Origin of the sequence: Bacillus sp. BS98, from assembly GCF_008432245.1 — a bacterium.
Lineage (GTDB): Bacteria > Bacillota > Bacilli > Bacillales > Bacillaceae_G > Bacillus_A > Bacillus_A toyonensis.
The window spans coordinates 5,153,722-5,168,378 of record NZ_CP043830.1 but is presented as its reverse complement, the minus strand read 5'-3'; the positions used below and the strand labels follow the sequence as shown (position 1 = coordinate 5,168,378).

Annotated in this window: 13 protein-coding genes; 8 read left to right on the top strand and 5 right to left on the bottom strand. The window is 33.8% G+C overall.

Annotation, left to right across the window (positions count from 1 at the left end):
* Positions 1–30 precede the first annotated feature (30 nt).
* Positions 31–1,014, bottom strand: a complete 984-nt coding sequence (guaC, locus tag F0362_RS26895) for a GMP reductase (protein WP_000432439.1) — start codon at positions 1,012–1,014, stop codon at positions 31–33.
* A gap of 240 nt (positions 1,015–1,254) precedes the next feature.
* Here guaC and F0362_RS26890 point away from each other — a divergent pair, with 240 nt between their 5' ends.
* Together F0362_RS26890 and dbpA are read left to right on the top strand one after the other, a co-directional pair.
* A complete protein-coding gene (locus tag F0362_RS26890; protein WP_000827026.1) occupies positions 1,255–2,286 on the top strand; it encodes an acyltransferase in 1,032 nt (343 codons plus the stop codon).
* Positions 2,287–2,474: 188 nt separating this feature from the next.
* Positions 2,475–3,920, top strand: a complete 1,446-nt coding sequence (gene dbpA / locus F0362_RS26885) for an ATP-dependent RNA helicase DbpA (RefSeq protein ID WP_000037208.1) — start codon at positions 2,475–2,477, stop codon at positions 3,918–3,920.
* A gap of 42 nt (positions 3,921–3,962) precedes the next feature.
* Here dbpA and F0362_RS26880 read toward each other — a convergent pair whose 3' ends face one another.
* Positions 3,963–4,523, bottom strand: a complete 561-nt coding sequence (locus F0362_RS26880) for a DUF1836 domain-containing protein (RefSeq protein ID WP_000427895.1) — start codon at positions 4,521–4,523, stop codon at positions 3,963–3,965.
* Positions 4,524–4,687: 164 nt separating this feature from the next.
* On the opposite strand from F0362_RS26880, the gene F0362_RS26875 reads away from it, so the two are divergent.
* Entirely contained in the window at positions 4,688–5,335 is a 648-nt protein-coding gene (locus F0362_RS26875; protein WP_097881248.1) for a PAQR family membrane homeostasis protein TrhA, read from the top strand.
* A 221-nt stretch (positions 5,336–5,556) separates the two neighbouring features.
* Positions 5,557–6,573 (top strand): UDP-glucose 4-epimerase GalE, encoded by a 1,017-nt coding sequence (galE, locus tag F0362_RS26870; RefSeq protein ID WP_000996154.1) that lies wholly within the window; start codon positions 5,557–5,559, stop codon positions 6,571–6,573.
* Between the two features lie 167 nt (positions 6,574–6,740).
* Here galE and F0362_RS26865 read toward each other — a convergent pair whose 3' ends face one another.
* Positions 6,741–7,142 carry a hypothetical protein gene (locus F0362_RS26865; RefSeq protein ID WP_001128273.1) on the bottom strand — a complete coding sequence of 134 codons (402 nt, stop codon included), beginning with the start codon at positions 7,140–7,142 and terminating at the stop codon, positions 6,741–6,743.
* Positions 7,143–7,514: 372 nt separating this feature from the next.
* Here F0362_RS26865 and F0362_RS26855 point away from each other — a divergent pair, with 372 nt between their 5' ends.
* Both F0362_RS26855 and F0362_RS26850 read left to right on the top strand, forming a co-directional pair.
* On the top strand, positions 7,515–8,105 hold the full coding sequence (locus F0362_RS26855) for an AmiS/UreI family transporter (protein WP_000542573.1): 591 nt from the start codon (positions 7,515–7,517) through the stop codon (positions 8,103–8,105).
* 94 nt (positions 8,106–8,199) lie between these two features.
* Positions 8,200–9,093 carry an NAD-dependent epimerase/dehydratase family protein gene (locus F0362_RS26850; RefSeq protein WP_000859782.1) on the top strand — a complete coding sequence of 298 codons (894 nt, stop codon included), beginning with the start codon at positions 8,200–8,202 and terminating at the stop codon, positions 9,091–9,093.
* Positions 9,094–9,181: 88 nt separating this feature from the next.
* Here F0362_RS26850 and sodA read toward each other — a convergent pair whose 3' ends face one another.
* Complete coding sequence (sodA, locus tag F0362_RS26845; protein WP_000094062.1) at positions 9,182–9,808, bottom strand: superoxide dismutase [Mn]; 627 nt, start codon at positions 9,806–9,808, stop codon at positions 9,182–9,184.
* Positions 9,809–10,023: 215 nt separating this feature from the next.
* Here sodA and F0362_RS26835 point away from each other — a divergent pair, with 215 nt between their 5' ends.
* Together F0362_RS26835 and F0362_RS26830 are read left to right on the top strand one after the other, a co-directional pair.
* Positions 10,024–11,094 (top strand): nitric oxide synthase oxygenase, encoded by a 1,071-nt coding sequence (locus F0362_RS26835; RefSeq protein WP_000047638.1) that lies wholly within the window; start codon positions 10,024–10,026, stop codon positions 11,092–11,094.
* Between the two features lie 365 nt (positions 11,095–11,459).
* Positions 11,460–13,028 (top strand): BCCT family transporter, encoded by a 1,569-nt coding sequence (locus tag F0362_RS26830; RefSeq protein ID WP_001242403.1) that lies wholly within the window; start codon positions 11,460–11,462, stop codon positions 13,026–13,028.
* 59 nt (positions 13,029–13,087) lie between these two features.
* On the opposite strand, the gene F0362_RS26825 is transcribed toward F0362_RS26830, so the two are convergent.
* A complete protein-coding gene (locus F0362_RS26825; RefSeq protein WP_001028012.1) occupies positions 13,088–14,383 on the bottom strand; it encodes an MFS transporter in 1,296 nt (431 codons plus the stop codon).
* Positions 14,384–14,657 lie beyond the last annotated feature (274 nt).

The following is a 14,657-nucleotide window of genomic DNA, read 5'->3' as shown; positions in this document are numbered from 1 at the left end:
CATGCTTGTCCTTCGAGCTCAATATAAGAATTAATATACTTTATCACCGTTGAAAATAGAGTTTTTCACGACAACATAATCTACAGTACGAATAGCATCTAATTTTGTTCCACCAGCGTAAGAGATAGAAGATTGAAGATCTTGTTCCATTTCGATTAAAGTGTCTTCTAAAGAACCTTTATGCTCCACGAACATTTTCTTACCTTCAACGTTTTTCTTCTCACCTTTTTGGAATTCAGAAGCTGAACCGAAGTATTCTTTATAAAGCTTTCCATCTTTTTCGATTGTTTCCCCTGGAGACTCTTCATGACCAGCGAATAGAGAACCGACCATAACCATAGTTGCCCCAAATCGAATAGATTTAGCTACATCACCGTGTGTACGAATACCACCGTCAGCAATAATCGGCTTACTTGCAGCTTTTGCACACCAGCGAAGTGCAGCTAACTGCCAACCACCAGTTCCAAAGCCTGTTTTAATTTTAGTAATACAAACTTTACCGGGTCCAATACCAACTTTTGTTGCGTCAGCGCCAGCGTGTTCTAATTCTCTTACCGCTTCTGGAGTTCCAACGTTTCCAGCGATAACAAAGCTTTCTGGTAAATGTTTTTTAATATGTTGAATCATGTTGATCACAGCATTAGAGTGACCGTGTGCGATATCGATTGTAATGTATTCAGGTGAAAGTTGCTCAGCGGCTAATTGTTGTACGAATTCGTATTCGTCTTCTTTAACACCAACGCTGATTGAAGCAATTAATCCACGTGATTGCATATCTCTAATGAATGAGATTCGTTTCTCTGGTTGGAAACGATGCATGATATAGAAGTAATTATTTTCAGCTAAATAAGTTGCGATTCTTTCATCTATAATCGTTTGCATATTTGCAGGTACGACAGGTAATTTAAATTTATGTTTTCCTAAAGTGACAGTTGTATCACATTCAGATCGACTGTTTACAATGCATTTTGCAGGAATTAATTGAATATCTTCATAGTCAAATACGTTTTCCATCATTTACACCCCTAAAATACGAATATTTTATTTGTTTCGTTTGAAAATGTTCGTCCAAAGGATAATTTACATTATTTTCACTAATAAGTCAAAGGTTTTAATGTTTATATAAAAAAATTAAGTTGATTTAAGTCTACTGTAGGTTTATATCGTCAAAATTTGTTTTAACATAACATGATTTAATGTAAAATTATGTGTGGTATAGGAAAAATCAAATATGTAAATTTAGGAGAGCTGTTAATGAAACGATTAGTGTATATGGACTGGTTGCGTGTGTTAGCGACAATCGCAGTAGTTACAATTCATGTCTCCGCTGGTTATGTTTCCACATTGGATGCAAATAACGTTTCGCGTTGGTTGTCTGGGAATCTTTTTGAGTCACTTTCACGCGCTAGCGTTCCAATCTTTGTGATGATTAGTGGGGCTTTATTATTAAAGGGTACGAAAGATATTTCTATTGGAGAATTTATACAGAAACGTGCAAGTAAGGTAATTATACCTTTTGTAGCTTGGAGTGTTTTATTTTATTTATACGGAGCTTATGCAGGATATTTCCCGCGTTCTATAAAACAGGGGATAAAATATTTTCTAACAGATAGTATTGGTGGACATTTATGGTTCATGTACATGATTGTAGGGATATACTTAATTACACCTTTACTGAAAATTTTTGTGAAGAATGCTCAAAAGAAAGAGATAGAGTATTTTTTAATTTTATGGTTATATGCATCTGTTGTCGTTAATTTGGCAAAATATTATTATCCTATCAACTTTAATATTGAATTATTTTACGTTACAAATTATGTAGGCTATTTCCTTCTTGGTTATTATTTATCCAATTATGATATTGTGAAAAAGTGGAGGAATTTGGCTTACATTGGAGGAATTGTAGGATTTATTATTACATTCTTTGTTACATATTATTATACAGTTCAGGCCAACGGACAATTGGATCAGTTTTGGTATGGATACTTTTCTCCAGGTGTTGTACTTATGGCGATTAGTTTATTTGTATTTTTCAAATATTCTTTCGGAAATTCAGAAAGAAAATTACCATTTGTATTACGCGGTATAAATCAAGCGAGCCTTGGTATTTATATCCTTCACTATTTCTTATTAAATAACTATCTGTACAGAGTATTTCCAAAGGTGAATGAACATGCACATGCAATATTGGCAATACCTATTAATGTAACAATCACAATTGTTCTTAGTATGGTAATTACTTTAGTATTGCAAAGAATACCAGTTGTAAAAAAATTAGTTCCATAAAAGATGAATACAATTTAGAGGGGCAGACTTATAATTAAGGCTGTCCTTTATTATTTAAGAATTATACGTAGATAAATTGAAACTTAAATGAATTGAAAACATTGATTTAATATAGTATCTTGGTATAACTTGACGTTAGATATGGAGAGTATAGTTATTTAAATATAAAATTCAAATGAGGTTAGTATATGAGTAAAAAAGAATTTAGTAATTATGCATTAAGTAAAGAAATAATACGAGCACTTACTGGTTTAGGATATGAACATCCAACAGAAGTGCAAGGAGAGGTTATTCCAGTTGCATTGAAAAAGAAGGATCTTGTTGTAAAATCGCAAACTGGAAGTGGAAAAACAGCTTCATTCGGTATTCCACTTTGTGAAATGGTGGAATGGGAAGAGAATAAGCCACAAGCATTAGTTTTGACGCCGACGAGAGAACTTGCTGTTCAAGTGAAAGAAGATATTACGAATATAGGCCGCTTCAAAAGAATTAAGGCTGCGGCCGTTTATGGTAAGTCTCCATTTGCACGTCAAAAATTAGAGTTAAAACAAAAGACACATATCGTAGTAGGGACTCCTGGCCGTGTGTTAGATCATATTGAAAAAGGTACCCTTTCTTTAGAATGTCTGAAGTATTTAGTCATTGATGAAGCAGATGAAATGCTAAATATGGGCTTTATTGATCAAGTAGAGGCAATTATTGATGAATTACCTACAAAGCGAATGACAATGCTATTTTCGGCAACACTTCCAGAAGATGTTGAAAAGTTATCCCGTACGTATATGGATTCGCCAACGCATATTGAAATTAAGGCTGCCGGGATTACCACAGACAAAATTGAACATACACTTTTTGAGACGAGAGAAGAGGAGAAGCTTTCACTTCTTAAAGATGTAACAACAATTGAGAATCCAGATAGTTGTATTATTTTTTGCCGTACACAAGAAAATGTAGATCACGTATTTAGACAGTTAAACCGTGTTAACTATCCTTGTGACAAAATACATGGTGGTATGGTGCAAGAAGATCGTTTTGAAGTTATGGACGATTTTAGAAAAGGAAAGTTCCGTTATTTAGTAGCGACAGACGTAGCTGCTAGAGGAATTGATATTGATAATATTACACATGTTATTAACTATGATATTCCGTTAGAAAAAGAAAGTTATGTACATCGTACGGGAAGAACGGGACGAGCTGGCAATAAAGGAAAAGCTATTACATTCATAACTCCGTATGAAAATAGATTTTTAGAAGAAATTGAGGCGTACATCGGCTTTGAAATTCCAAAGGCATATGCACCTTCAAAAGAAGAGGTTATGAAAGGGAAGGCAGTATTTGAGGAAAAAATACATGCTAAACCAATTATAAAGAAAGATAAAAGTGCAGACTTAAACAAAGGGATTATGAAGCTGTACTTTAATGGTGGGAAGAAAAAGAAAATTAGAGCGGTAGATTTTGTCGGCACAATTGCTAAAATTAAAGGTGTTACAGCAGAAGATATAGGAATTATTACGATACAGGACAATGTTTCTTACGTTGAAATATTAAATGGAAAAGGACCAATTGTTTTAAAGACCATGAAAAATACAACGATTAAAGGGAAACAATTAAAAGTCCATGAAGCAATTAAGTAAATAAAAAAACTATCCACTGTAACAGGTGGATAGTTTTTTTATTTACGATTCTTTTAAATCGTCCACTAACTTCTCTGCCAATCGTCTGTACATATTACTCATCGTCACGAAGGATGTTAGTAATAAAAACTTTTCTAGCTTTTGATCTTCTAAGGAGGAAATCTCATTTACTTCCCTAATACGGTTATTTACGTCCTGGTTAAAGGTTTCCACATTGGTTTCAGTAAGAGCAAGATAATCTTTATAGAGAGTATTTAATTCGAATGTATCATCGTTTAGTAAAGGTACATTTATATTTTCTAAGGAGCTTTTTATGTCATTAATGGAAAGGGCTCCTTTTAATTGGTAAATCAAGCTAATTAAAATCATATGCTCTTTTGAATACTTTTTATTTTTAATAGGGATGAATAGTTTCCCTTTTGCGTAATTGTTAATCATTGTTTTTGTTAATACTTTTTCATCATCAGTTCTTGTTGTATCCGCATAAGTATTCTCAAATAGTTGAACAACTTGGTCTACATATAAGTCGACATTTGGGATATCCTCAAGTTTAATATTTTTTTCTAAATGTAATGATTCAAGTAATTTATTTATATTTTCCACGTAAAACCCCTCACTTTTATAACTTAGTGGAACTGAATGTTTAGTATATCTTTAAATATGGTATTACGAAACAAGTGAATTGTAAATGTTGACTAGTATAAATAATGTGTATATAATTACATGTAGTTATTAAAACTACATGTAATTATATGAGGGGTGTTTATATGAATACTTATGTAAGAGAACCGGTTAATGCATTTACTCACTTAGGAGGAGCTGTATTAGCATTTATTGCATTATTAGCCATGCTTGTGAAAGTTTCTGTTAAGATGCCATCTTTTGCTGCAATTACAGCTGTTATTTTATTCGGTATTGGGATGATGGTCCTTTATATGGCATCAGCTGTGTATCATAGTGTTGTAGCCAGTGAACGTGTTATTTATTTCTTTAGGAAGTTAGATCATTCTATGATTTTTATATTAATTGCAGGTACATATGCACCCTTTTGCTTAATTACATTAAGTTCGGCAAATGGTTTACTACTATTTTGTTTGGTTTATGCAACTGCGATTTGTGGTATTGTTTTTAAAATGTTTTGGTTTAATTGCCCAAGATGGTTATCGACAGGAATTTATCTTCTGATGGGTTGGTTAATTGTTCTATTCTTTGCACCGCTAGCTGAGAATTTAAGTACAGGAGGTATCCTTTTCTTAATACTTGGAGGTATTTTTTATACAATTGGTGGGTTTATTTACGGTGCTAAGCCAAAATGGTTGGAGTTTAAATATATGGGACACCATGAAATTTTTCATGTTTTCGTATTATTAGGAAGCCTGGCACACTTTTTAAGTGTATATTGTTACGTAATTTAACAAATCAGAATGTTTGGATAGCTTTTACTAAAATTTTGGGGTAATAAAAAATGATATAGAAAAATATAGATGTTGAAGAGCTACATAACTTAAAGGTTATGTAGCTTTTTATATAAAAGAAAATTTAAAATATTTAGAATTTATATCTTGGAATATGATAGGATAGATGTGTATTGAGATTATAAAATTTTATAATTGATGATAAGTGGGGGACTATATATATGGCGATACTTATAACGGGTGGAGCAGGATATATTGGTAGTCATACGTGTATAGAATTATTAAATAATAATTATAAAATTATAGTCGTAGATAATCTTTCAAATAGTTCAATAGAGTCTTTAAACCGAGTAAAAGAAATAACAGGGAAACAATTTAAATTTTATAATGAAAGTGTTTTAAATCGTGAAAAAATGAATGAGATTTTTTTGGAAAATAACATTGAAGCAGTTATTCATTTTGCTGGCTTCAAAGCAGTTGGGGAATCTACTACAATTCCGCTTACATATTATTATAATAATATTATAAGTACGATTATATTATGTGATGTAATGCAAAAACATAATGTGAAAAAATTTATTTTTAGTTCGTCTGCAACTGTATATGGAATTCCAAAAACATCACCAATTACGGAAGAATTTCCATTAAGCGTGACAAATCCATATGGGCAAACAAAGTTAATGATAGAGCAAATTATGCGTGATGTTGCAAAAGCTGATGGTGAATGGAGTATCGCGTTACTTCGTTATTTCAACCCATTTGGGGCGCATCAAAGTGGTCGTATTGGAGAAGATCCAAATGGGATTCCTAATAATTTAATGCCATATGTAACACAAGTAGCGGTAGGGAAGTTAAAGGAATTAAATATATTTGGAAATGACTATCCAACAAAAGACGGGACAGGTGTTCGTGATTATATTCACGTTGTTGACCTTGCAAAAGGACATGTAAAGGCACTTGAGAAAGTGCTTGAAACTACAGGAATAGATGCATATAACCTTGGTACAGGGAAAGGGTATAGTGTATTGGAGATGGTTAATGCTTTTGAGAAGGTTTCGGGCAAAAAAATACCGTATAAAATTATCGGGCGTCGTCCTGGGGACGTAGCGATATGTTTTGCTGATGTATCTAAAGCGAAGCGAGAATTAGGATGGGAAGCGGAATATGGATTAGAAGAAATGTGTTTAGATTCTTGGAGATGGCAGGTAAATAATAAAAATGGCTATCAAATGATTTAAGGAGGATACTTTATTTTTATTGTATTTATGTATAATAAAGGAACCAAAGGTCAGTAATAGTTTTCGTTGAGGAAAAGAAAATGAAAGAGAGTATTACTGACCATAGCACTTCAATAGGAATTTAATCTATTGAATGCTTTTATAAATTGGTGATTTGGAAAGAGAACTTAATGAATTCGAACAAGTTGTTTATGATATACGGTATTACCTTCTTGGCTTGCGTATGGCGGTATGCTTCGTCCAAAACAATTTGCGATAATATTGGAGTGGCTAGGATAAGAAATACGAATTTCATACAAGTCAACAGCGTCACCTAAATCAGCATAAAAAACTGCTAAGTTGTTCCCTTGTAAAATATATGGAAATACTACTTCCGCATTTTCACCAATTAGTACAGGTAATTTTACAGGATTAGAATAGTTAGACCAATCCCAAACCTCTATACTTACATAGTGTGCGTAAAATGCATCTAAATTTACAATGTTTACTACTGCTGAAACAGTTGCAGGCTCTCTTGTTAATACACCTGTGGAGTGAAAAACAGGTTGATTTGGATAATGAAGAGGCATAAATATCAAACCTTCCTTAAAATGATATGATTGTACTATATTTTATGCTAGGCATTAGTAGAATGAGATAGGGAAAATGTATCATTCTATTCATTTTTTATAGAAATTAAAAACGTATGATTGAAAAGTATTCCAACACTTGTATCCTTGTTTGAGTCCGTTTATAATCAAGGAATCCTATTGCATATTTTGATAGGGTTATTTATTATTGAAAGCGTTTTAAGTTTGCTCTTTTTTAAGGTAGGAAGTCTGACTTATTCAGATGAAAAATTATGTATGTAGTTTTAAATGGGAAGAAAAATAATATAGGTATCACTTTAAAGTGTGGGGAGGTTAAAAGTGTGAAAAGATAAGATTTTCACACGAATATATATGGGTTATGTAGGATTATTACTTTCAGGTGCAGCTTTATTTTTAAATAGTCTTGTTATATTAGGAAAAGCAGAGATGAAAAGCGCAGGTGTTTTTAATTTATTTGTGGGGGCATTACAAATTATCATTCCGTTCTATTTGATTATGATTTCTGATCAAAGTAATTGGACGGTATATTCATATGCAGCTACCTTTTTATTTGGATTAACCTATTTATATGTAGGTGTTACTTTTATAAAGGGAATGGATAGTAGTGGTCTAGGATGGTTCTGTATTTGGGTAGCGATTATTGCATTATTCTATATGGTCGTTTCATTTGTTCAATTCAACGATGTTGTTAATGCGTTAACATGGTTTATGTGGGCATTACTTTGGTATTTATTCTTTGTATTAAATACACAAAAAAAGAATATCAATCAATATCTTGGAAGAATTGCTTTCGTACAATCATGGGTAACATTGACACTGCCTTCACTCTTTTATTTTATGGGAGTTTGGGGAGAGGGATTTGTATATGAACTATGGGTTTATGTATCAGTAATTTCTATTTTATATTTCTGTTATTGTATTTTTAAATATCGAGTACGTTAATGCGTCATATGTAGAAAAAACATGGAATCGTTAAACTGATTCCATGTTTTTTTATTTTAGCATTTATAATAAGGGAGGTAGTATTTTACAATTTATGAAAACGGTGATGATGAAGGTGAAAAAAGTATTGGTACTAGGGGGAACAAGATTTTTTGGTAAACATTTAGTAGAAGTGCTGTTGCAAGTTGGACATGATGTAACGATTGCGACGAGGGGAGTTACTAAAGATTCCTTTGGAAGTGCAGTAAAAAGAATCATCGTAGATAGAGAAGACGAAAAAGAACTAGCAAAGCGTTTAGAAGGTAAAAGTTATGATATTGTATACGATAATTTATGCTATAGCTCAAATGCAGCGAAGAGAGCATGTGAAGTGTTAAAAGGAAAAACTAAGAAGTATATTATGACATCTTCAATGGCTGTCTATGAGCCTGCGCTAGGTCTGTTAGAAGAGGACTTTAATCCATATGAGTATGCAATCACGTATGGAGATAGGAATGATTTTAATTATAGTGAAGGTAAGAGATTAGCTGAGGCAGTTGTATTTCAACATGCAGCATTCCCAGTTGTTGCAGTGCGTTTTCCAGTTGTTATTGGAGAAAATGATTATACGAAAAGATTACAATTTTACGTTGAACATGTTGTGAAACAAGAGCCTATCGTTGTGGATCATGTAGATGGAGATTTGGCATTTATACATGAGAAAGAAGCAGGAGAGTTTTTAGCTTGGTGTGGGATGGAAAACATAGAAGGGCCGATTAATGCTTGTAGCAACGGGGTAGTTTCTACCAGAGAAGTTATTCGTTTCATAGAAGAAAATACGGGGATAAAAGCTCTCATTCAAGAAGTAGGAGATAATAAAGCGCCTTATAATGAAGTAATTAATTGTACGTTACATAATGAAAAGGCTCGTGAATTGGGATTTCCATTCCGAGAGTTGAAACTAGAAATGAAAAATATTTTACGCCATTACATAAATACAATGAAGTAATCATAAATCCCCCGGTGGCAATCCGGGGGATTCTGGAGGATTTCGACAATACTGATTTTACATTACCAAATTTACCTTATACGCACGACTAATGTTTTTGTGATTGAATTGCTTGTAAATATTTCTCGTTTACCCGGTCCCAGTTCACTGTATGCCACCAGTTGGTAACAAACTCTGGGCGCCGATTTTGATACTTTAAATAATAGGCATGTTCCCATACATCAATGACGAGTAACGGGATCTTCCCTTCTTGCAAAGGTGTATCTTGATTCGGTGTACTCATAACAGAAAGTTCTTCACCGTCAAGAACAAGCCATCCATATCCACTTCCAAAACGACTAATGGCCGCTTTGGACAGTTGGTCTTTTAAGTTGTCAAAGGTATTGAAATAATAATCAATTCCTTTTGCAACGTCTCCATTAGGATCGCCGCCACCTCGAGGGCTCATCACTTCCCAAAAAAGACTATGACAATAATGACCACCACCGTTATTTCTAACTGCTGTAATAATTTCCATTGGTAAATCATCCAAATTACATAGTAACTCTTCTAAAGATTTATTATGTAATTCAGTATAATTTTCTAAAGTAGCATTTAAATTGTTTACATATGTCGCATGGTGCTTTCCGTGATGGATAGAAAGTGTATTGCTATCAATATATGGCTCTAATTCATCATAGTCATATGAAAGTTTTGGCAATTGAAATGAAGACATAATATTACCTCCTTTCTAGTTTAAAAGTTGGACTAGGTAAAAATATTTTACCTGAGTCAAAAATACACTTATTTTTCATAGAAGTCAAGAGGGATTTCTATAATTTTCTGAAAATATTACAATAAAAGTAACACTTTCACTTTCGTTTGTGACTATTATCCTTTTTGCTTATACTGTAAATTAGTAGCGTTTGTTGAAATAGAAGGAGATTGTTTATGAGTAAAACGAAACAATTAATAGAGGAAGCGAGTAATTTTATTACTACTTGCTATAAAGAGCTTAATAAAGAGCAATTCATAGAAGAGCGTATAAAAGAAATTCACATGGAAATAGAGAGAACGGGAACGTATGAGCATACATTTGAAGAACTTGTTCATGGTTCGCGAATGGCATGGCGTAATAGTAATAGATGTATTGGAAGGTTATTCTGGAGTAAGATGCACATATTAGATGCACGTGAAGTGAATGATGAAGAAGGTGTATATAATGCGTTAATTCATCACATTAAATATGCAACGAACGACGGGAAAGTTAAACCGACAATTACAATTTTTAAGCAATATGAAAGTGAAGAAAATAATATACGAATTTATAATCATCAATTAATTCGATATGCAGGATATAAAACAGAAATGGGAGTAATCGGTGATTCTCATTCCGCTACATTTACGGATTTTTGTCAGGAACTTGGCTGGCAAGGAGAAGGTACGAATTTTGATGTATTACCGCTTGTATTTTCTGTTGATGGAAAAGAGCCTATATATAAAGAAATTCCAAAAGAAGAAGTAAAAGAAGTACCAATTGAGCATCCAGATTACCCAATCTCATCTTTAGAAGTGAAATGGTATGGAGTGCCGATGATTTCAGATATGCGTTTAGAGATTGGTGGTATTTCTTATACGGCAGCTCCGTTTAATGGATGGTATATGGGGACGGAAATTGGAGCTCGGAACTTAGCTGATCAGGATCGTTATAATTTACTTCCAGCAGTTGCAGAAATGATGAATTTAGATACATCAAGAAATAGCACGTTATGGAAAGACAAGGCATTAATTGAGTTGAACATTGCTGTATTATATTCATTTAAAAAACAAGGAATTAGTATTGTTGACCACCATACTGCTGCACAACAATTTCAGCAATTTGAGAAGCAAGAAGCTGCCTGTGGTCGCGTTGTAACAGGAAATTGGGTATGGTTAATACCGCCATTATCGCCAGCTGCCACTCATATTTATCATAAACCGTATCCGAATGATATTTTGAAGCCAAATTTCTTTCATAAATAATATTTAGTATAGGGGGGATTTCCTGTAAAATATAAAATTTTTTTAATTACTGTTATGTAGCAAATGGAAGCCTTTACTCTCGGTTATTTTTGGCAGGAGCTTTTTGAACCAGGGAGTTCCTTATGTTATAATCAAATTTCTGTTTCGAAGACCTTATAGACATATAAGGTCTTTTGTTTTGCTTTTTTATGTAAGAGGAATAGAATATTTCTTTTAAATAAGGGGTTTAGCATATTTTTAGGGACAACATAAGTATGTGGAAAATTGATGAATTATTATATTTATATAATAATTGTGTTTTGGATTTAAACAAGAAAACATAATAAAGTTGTTTTTTTAGATTGCTGAGGAAGGAGGATGTGTAAATGAGGATGAAGAATCAAAAAACAGATTGGCCTGTATTTCTTATTAGTGGTGGTTCGCTTTTATTATTTGTAATCGCAGTTTTCTTAAATAAAGGTTATGTAGAGGGAGCTATTAATCGCAGTTTTGCATTTTCAATTAAGTACTTCGGGGCTTTTTGGCAGATTTTATTGTTAGGTACATTTATTGTTGCGATGTGTATGGCATTCTCGAAATATGGGAAGGTCAAACTAGGTAATTTAGAAAAACCTGAGATTAGTACGGCAAAGTGGCTTGCTATTATTATGTCTACACTACTTGCCGGAGGTGGCGTTTTTTGGGCAGCGGCAGAGCCAATGTACCATTTGATGACGGTGCCACCAATACATGAAGGTATATCTGCTGGAACGAAAGAAGCAGTCATGCCTGCTTTAGCACAAAGTTATATGCATTGGGGATTTTTAGCTTGGACGATTTTAGGTACAATTAGTGCGGTAGTTATGATGTATGGACATTATCATAAAGGTATGCCGTTAAAACCTCGTACGCTTTTATATCCTATTTTTGGAGAGAAATTGCGAAAGAGTTTGCTTGGAACGATGATTGATGCATTTGCAATTATTGCAGTAGCTGCAGGAACAATTGGTCCGATCGGATTTTTAGGCTTGCAAGCAAGTTATGGCTTACAAGCATTATTCGGAATTTCCGACGTGTTTACTACTCAATTAGCAATTATTATTTGTGTGGTAGTTGTTTCTACTATATCTGCGGTAACGGGTATTGATAAAGGGATTCAAATAATAAGTGATTTAAATGTTAAACTAGCGATTTTATTGATGGTGTTTGTGTTATTCTTTGGACCAGGTGGATTTATTATTGATTCATTTGTTTCTTCGTTTGGGTTTTATATAAATGAGTTTATACCAATGAGCACATACCGCGGGGATACAGGTTGGTTAGGATCTTGGACAATCTTTTTCTGGGGATGGTTTATTGGATATGGACCAATGATGGCAATTTTAGTAAGTCGAATTTCAAGAGGAAGAACGATTCGCGAAATCATCGTTGCAATTGGAATTATTGCACCTATTATTACAACGTTCTGGTTCACTATATTGGGGGGATCGGGTGTATTTTATGAATTAATGAAGCCTGGATCTATCTCGAACGCTTTAAGTGAATCTGGTATGCCAGCAGCTATGATTGCAATTACAGAGCAACTGCCACTATCTAATATTATTGGACCGGCATTTCTTTTATTAACGATTTTATTTGTAGTAACAACAGGAGATTCAATGGCTTATTCCATTTCAATGGCAGTGACTGGAGATGGAGATCCTAGAATTAGCTTGCGAATTTTTTGGTCGCTTATTATGGGAGCAGTTGCAGCAATTCTTTTATATATGGGAGAAGGAAGCATTAATGCATTACAATCTTTCATTGTAGTGACAGCTGTTCCGGTATCAATTTTGTTATTCCCGATGCTGTGGCTGGCACCTAAAGTTGCAGGAGAATTAGCATTGAAGCAAGGCATTGTACAAGAAAAAGATAAAACTGCTTTCTTATTCCAGAAAGCTAGTAAATCAAAATAAATGATAAATAAACACTGAAAAGAGGAAGCATTTTAAATGAGATGCTTCCTCTTTTTCGTTTAGTCTAATACTTTTCCCTTTGTTTCTGGCACACATAATAACATTGTAATTAATCCGATTGGATAGATGATGAAAATTAAGGATAATGCTCCAAGTAAATTTCCGCCTGTAGCGAGTAAACCGATAATAACAGGGCCAAATCCAGCTAAACCACGTCCTGTACCGAAAATAAAGTTTTCCGCTGTAGAGCGAGCTTCGGCGGGATAGTTTTCAGCTAAAATGGCTCCGAATCCGCCCATCATTCCATTTGCAAAGAATCCGAGCAATGCACTTCCCCATAATAATAATGTTGAATCTGTGAATAGGAAGAAGTAAATAAGACAGTATATAGTACCACCGATATAATAGATTGCAAAAGTTTTACGACGACCAATTTTATCAGCCAGAATACCAAAGGTTGCAATTCCAATGAGCATGCCAATCGTAGAGATGAACATCCAACCGCTCGCCTTTGCTAATGTATAGTTATATTTATTTGCTAAAATAGTTGGCATCCATGTGAAAATCCCATAATATCCGAAGTTCTGGATAAACGACATAATAATAAGACCAATTGTTGTTATTGTTACTTTTTTATTTGCAAATAACTTTTTAAGTGGGAATTTTTTTAGTTGTTTTAGATGTTCTGCTTCAGTAGTTGTTAAAATACCATCAGCTTCTTTTTGTAACAATTCCTTTTTGTAGCGTTGTTTTTGCTCCCATATTTTCGGTTCACTTAAACTTTTACGTACATAAACAGCTAGTAAAGCTGGAATTAGTCCGAATAAGAAAACAGCTCTCCATCCAAAATACGGGACAATAAATGCTGGAAGAAGTGAAGCTACTAAAACACCAAATTGCCATCCAAGTGCAACGACCGATGTTGCCTTAGCACGCATTTCTTTTGACCATGTTTCAGTTACGATGGCCATTCCAATTCCGAATTCACCACCAACTCCCATTCCAACTAAAAAGCGAAGAATTAATAATTGCCAGTAATCTGCTGCGAAATAAATGAGTGCTGTTGCTAGTGAAAATAGTAAGATGGTGAAGGCCATTGTACGGATACGACCAAATAAATCAGCGATAAACCCAAATAAATAAGAACCAATTAGCATACCAATTGTCGTAGCTAATGTTAAGTTCCCACCTTCAACAGGGCTTAAATGAAACTCTTTTAAAATATAGACGAGTACGAAAGATAAGAGTAGCATATCTAAACCTTCTGCGGCGTATCCTAGTGCAGAACCAAACAGTGTTTTATATCTTTTCTCTTTCGTCTCCTCTGTTGTTTGTACATCAGTGGTGATGTTCATTATTATTCCTCCTTATTTTCTTCTACAGTCGCTATGGAAGAATAACAAAAGGCCTTCTCACCTGATATGATGAGAAGGCCCAAAAAGCATACGTATCTCTAAAAAAGAACATACGTATATAGTATTCCGACTTCCTTCTCAACCTCACGGGGTTGGGTTAAAGGACTGTATGATATTACTTTATTTTTAGCACTCTTCTATTACATTGTCAAATAAAGAGGAGATTTCCATGTGTAAAATATTTCAAAAAACATTTCATTCTTCTTGACGCCTA

What these genes read in the sequence shown, in the direction of transcription:
- guaC (WP_000432439.1), bottom strand. Translation starts at nt 1,014, where the DNA reads ATGGAAAACGTATTTGACTATGAAGATATTCAATTAATTCCTGCAAAA.
- F0362_RS26890 (WP_000827026.1), top strand. Translation starts at nt 1,255, where the DNA reads ATGAAACGATTAGTGTATATGGACTGGTTGCGTGTGTTAGCGACAATC.
- dbpA (WP_000037208.1), top strand. Translation starts at nt 2,475, where the DNA reads ATGAGTAAAAAAGAATTTAGTAATTATGCATTAAGTAAAGAAATAATA.
- F0362_RS26875 (WP_097881248.1), top strand. Translation starts at nt 4,688, where the DNA reads ATGAATACTTATGTAAGAGAACCGGTTAATGCATTTACTCACTTAGGA.
- galE (WP_000996154.1), top strand. Translation starts at nt 5,557, where the DNA reads ATGGCGATACTTATAACGGGTGGAGCAGGATATATTGGTAGTCATACG.
- F0362_RS26865 (WP_001128273.1), bottom strand. Translation starts at nt 7,142, where the DNA reads ATGCCTCTTCATTATCCAAATCAACCTGTTTTTCACTCCACAGGTGTA.
- F0362_RS26855 (WP_000542573.1), top strand. Translation starts at nt 7,515, where the DNA reads ATGGGTTATGTAGGATTATTACTTTCAGGTGCAGCTTTATTTTTAAAT.
- F0362_RS26850 (WP_000859782.1), top strand. Translation starts at nt 8,200, where the DNA reads ATGAAAACGGTGATGATGAAGGTGAAAAAAGTATTGGTACTAGGGGGA.
- sodA (WP_000094062.1), bottom strand. Translation starts at nt 9,808, where the DNA reads ATGTCTTCATTTCAATTGCCAAAACTTTCATATGACTATGATGAATTA.
- F0362_RS26835 (WP_000047638.1), top strand. Translation starts at nt 10,024, where the DNA reads ATGAGTAAAACGAAACAATTAATAGAGGAAGCGAGTAATTTTATTACT.
- F0362_RS26830 (WP_001242403.1), top strand. Translation starts at nt 11,460, where the DNA reads ATGAGGATGAAGAATCAAAAAACAGATTGGCCTGTATTTCTTATTAGT.
- F0362_RS26825 (WP_001028012.1), bottom strand. Translation starts at nt 14,383, where the DNA reads ATGAACATCACCACTGATGTACAAACAACAGAGGAGACGAAAGAGAAA.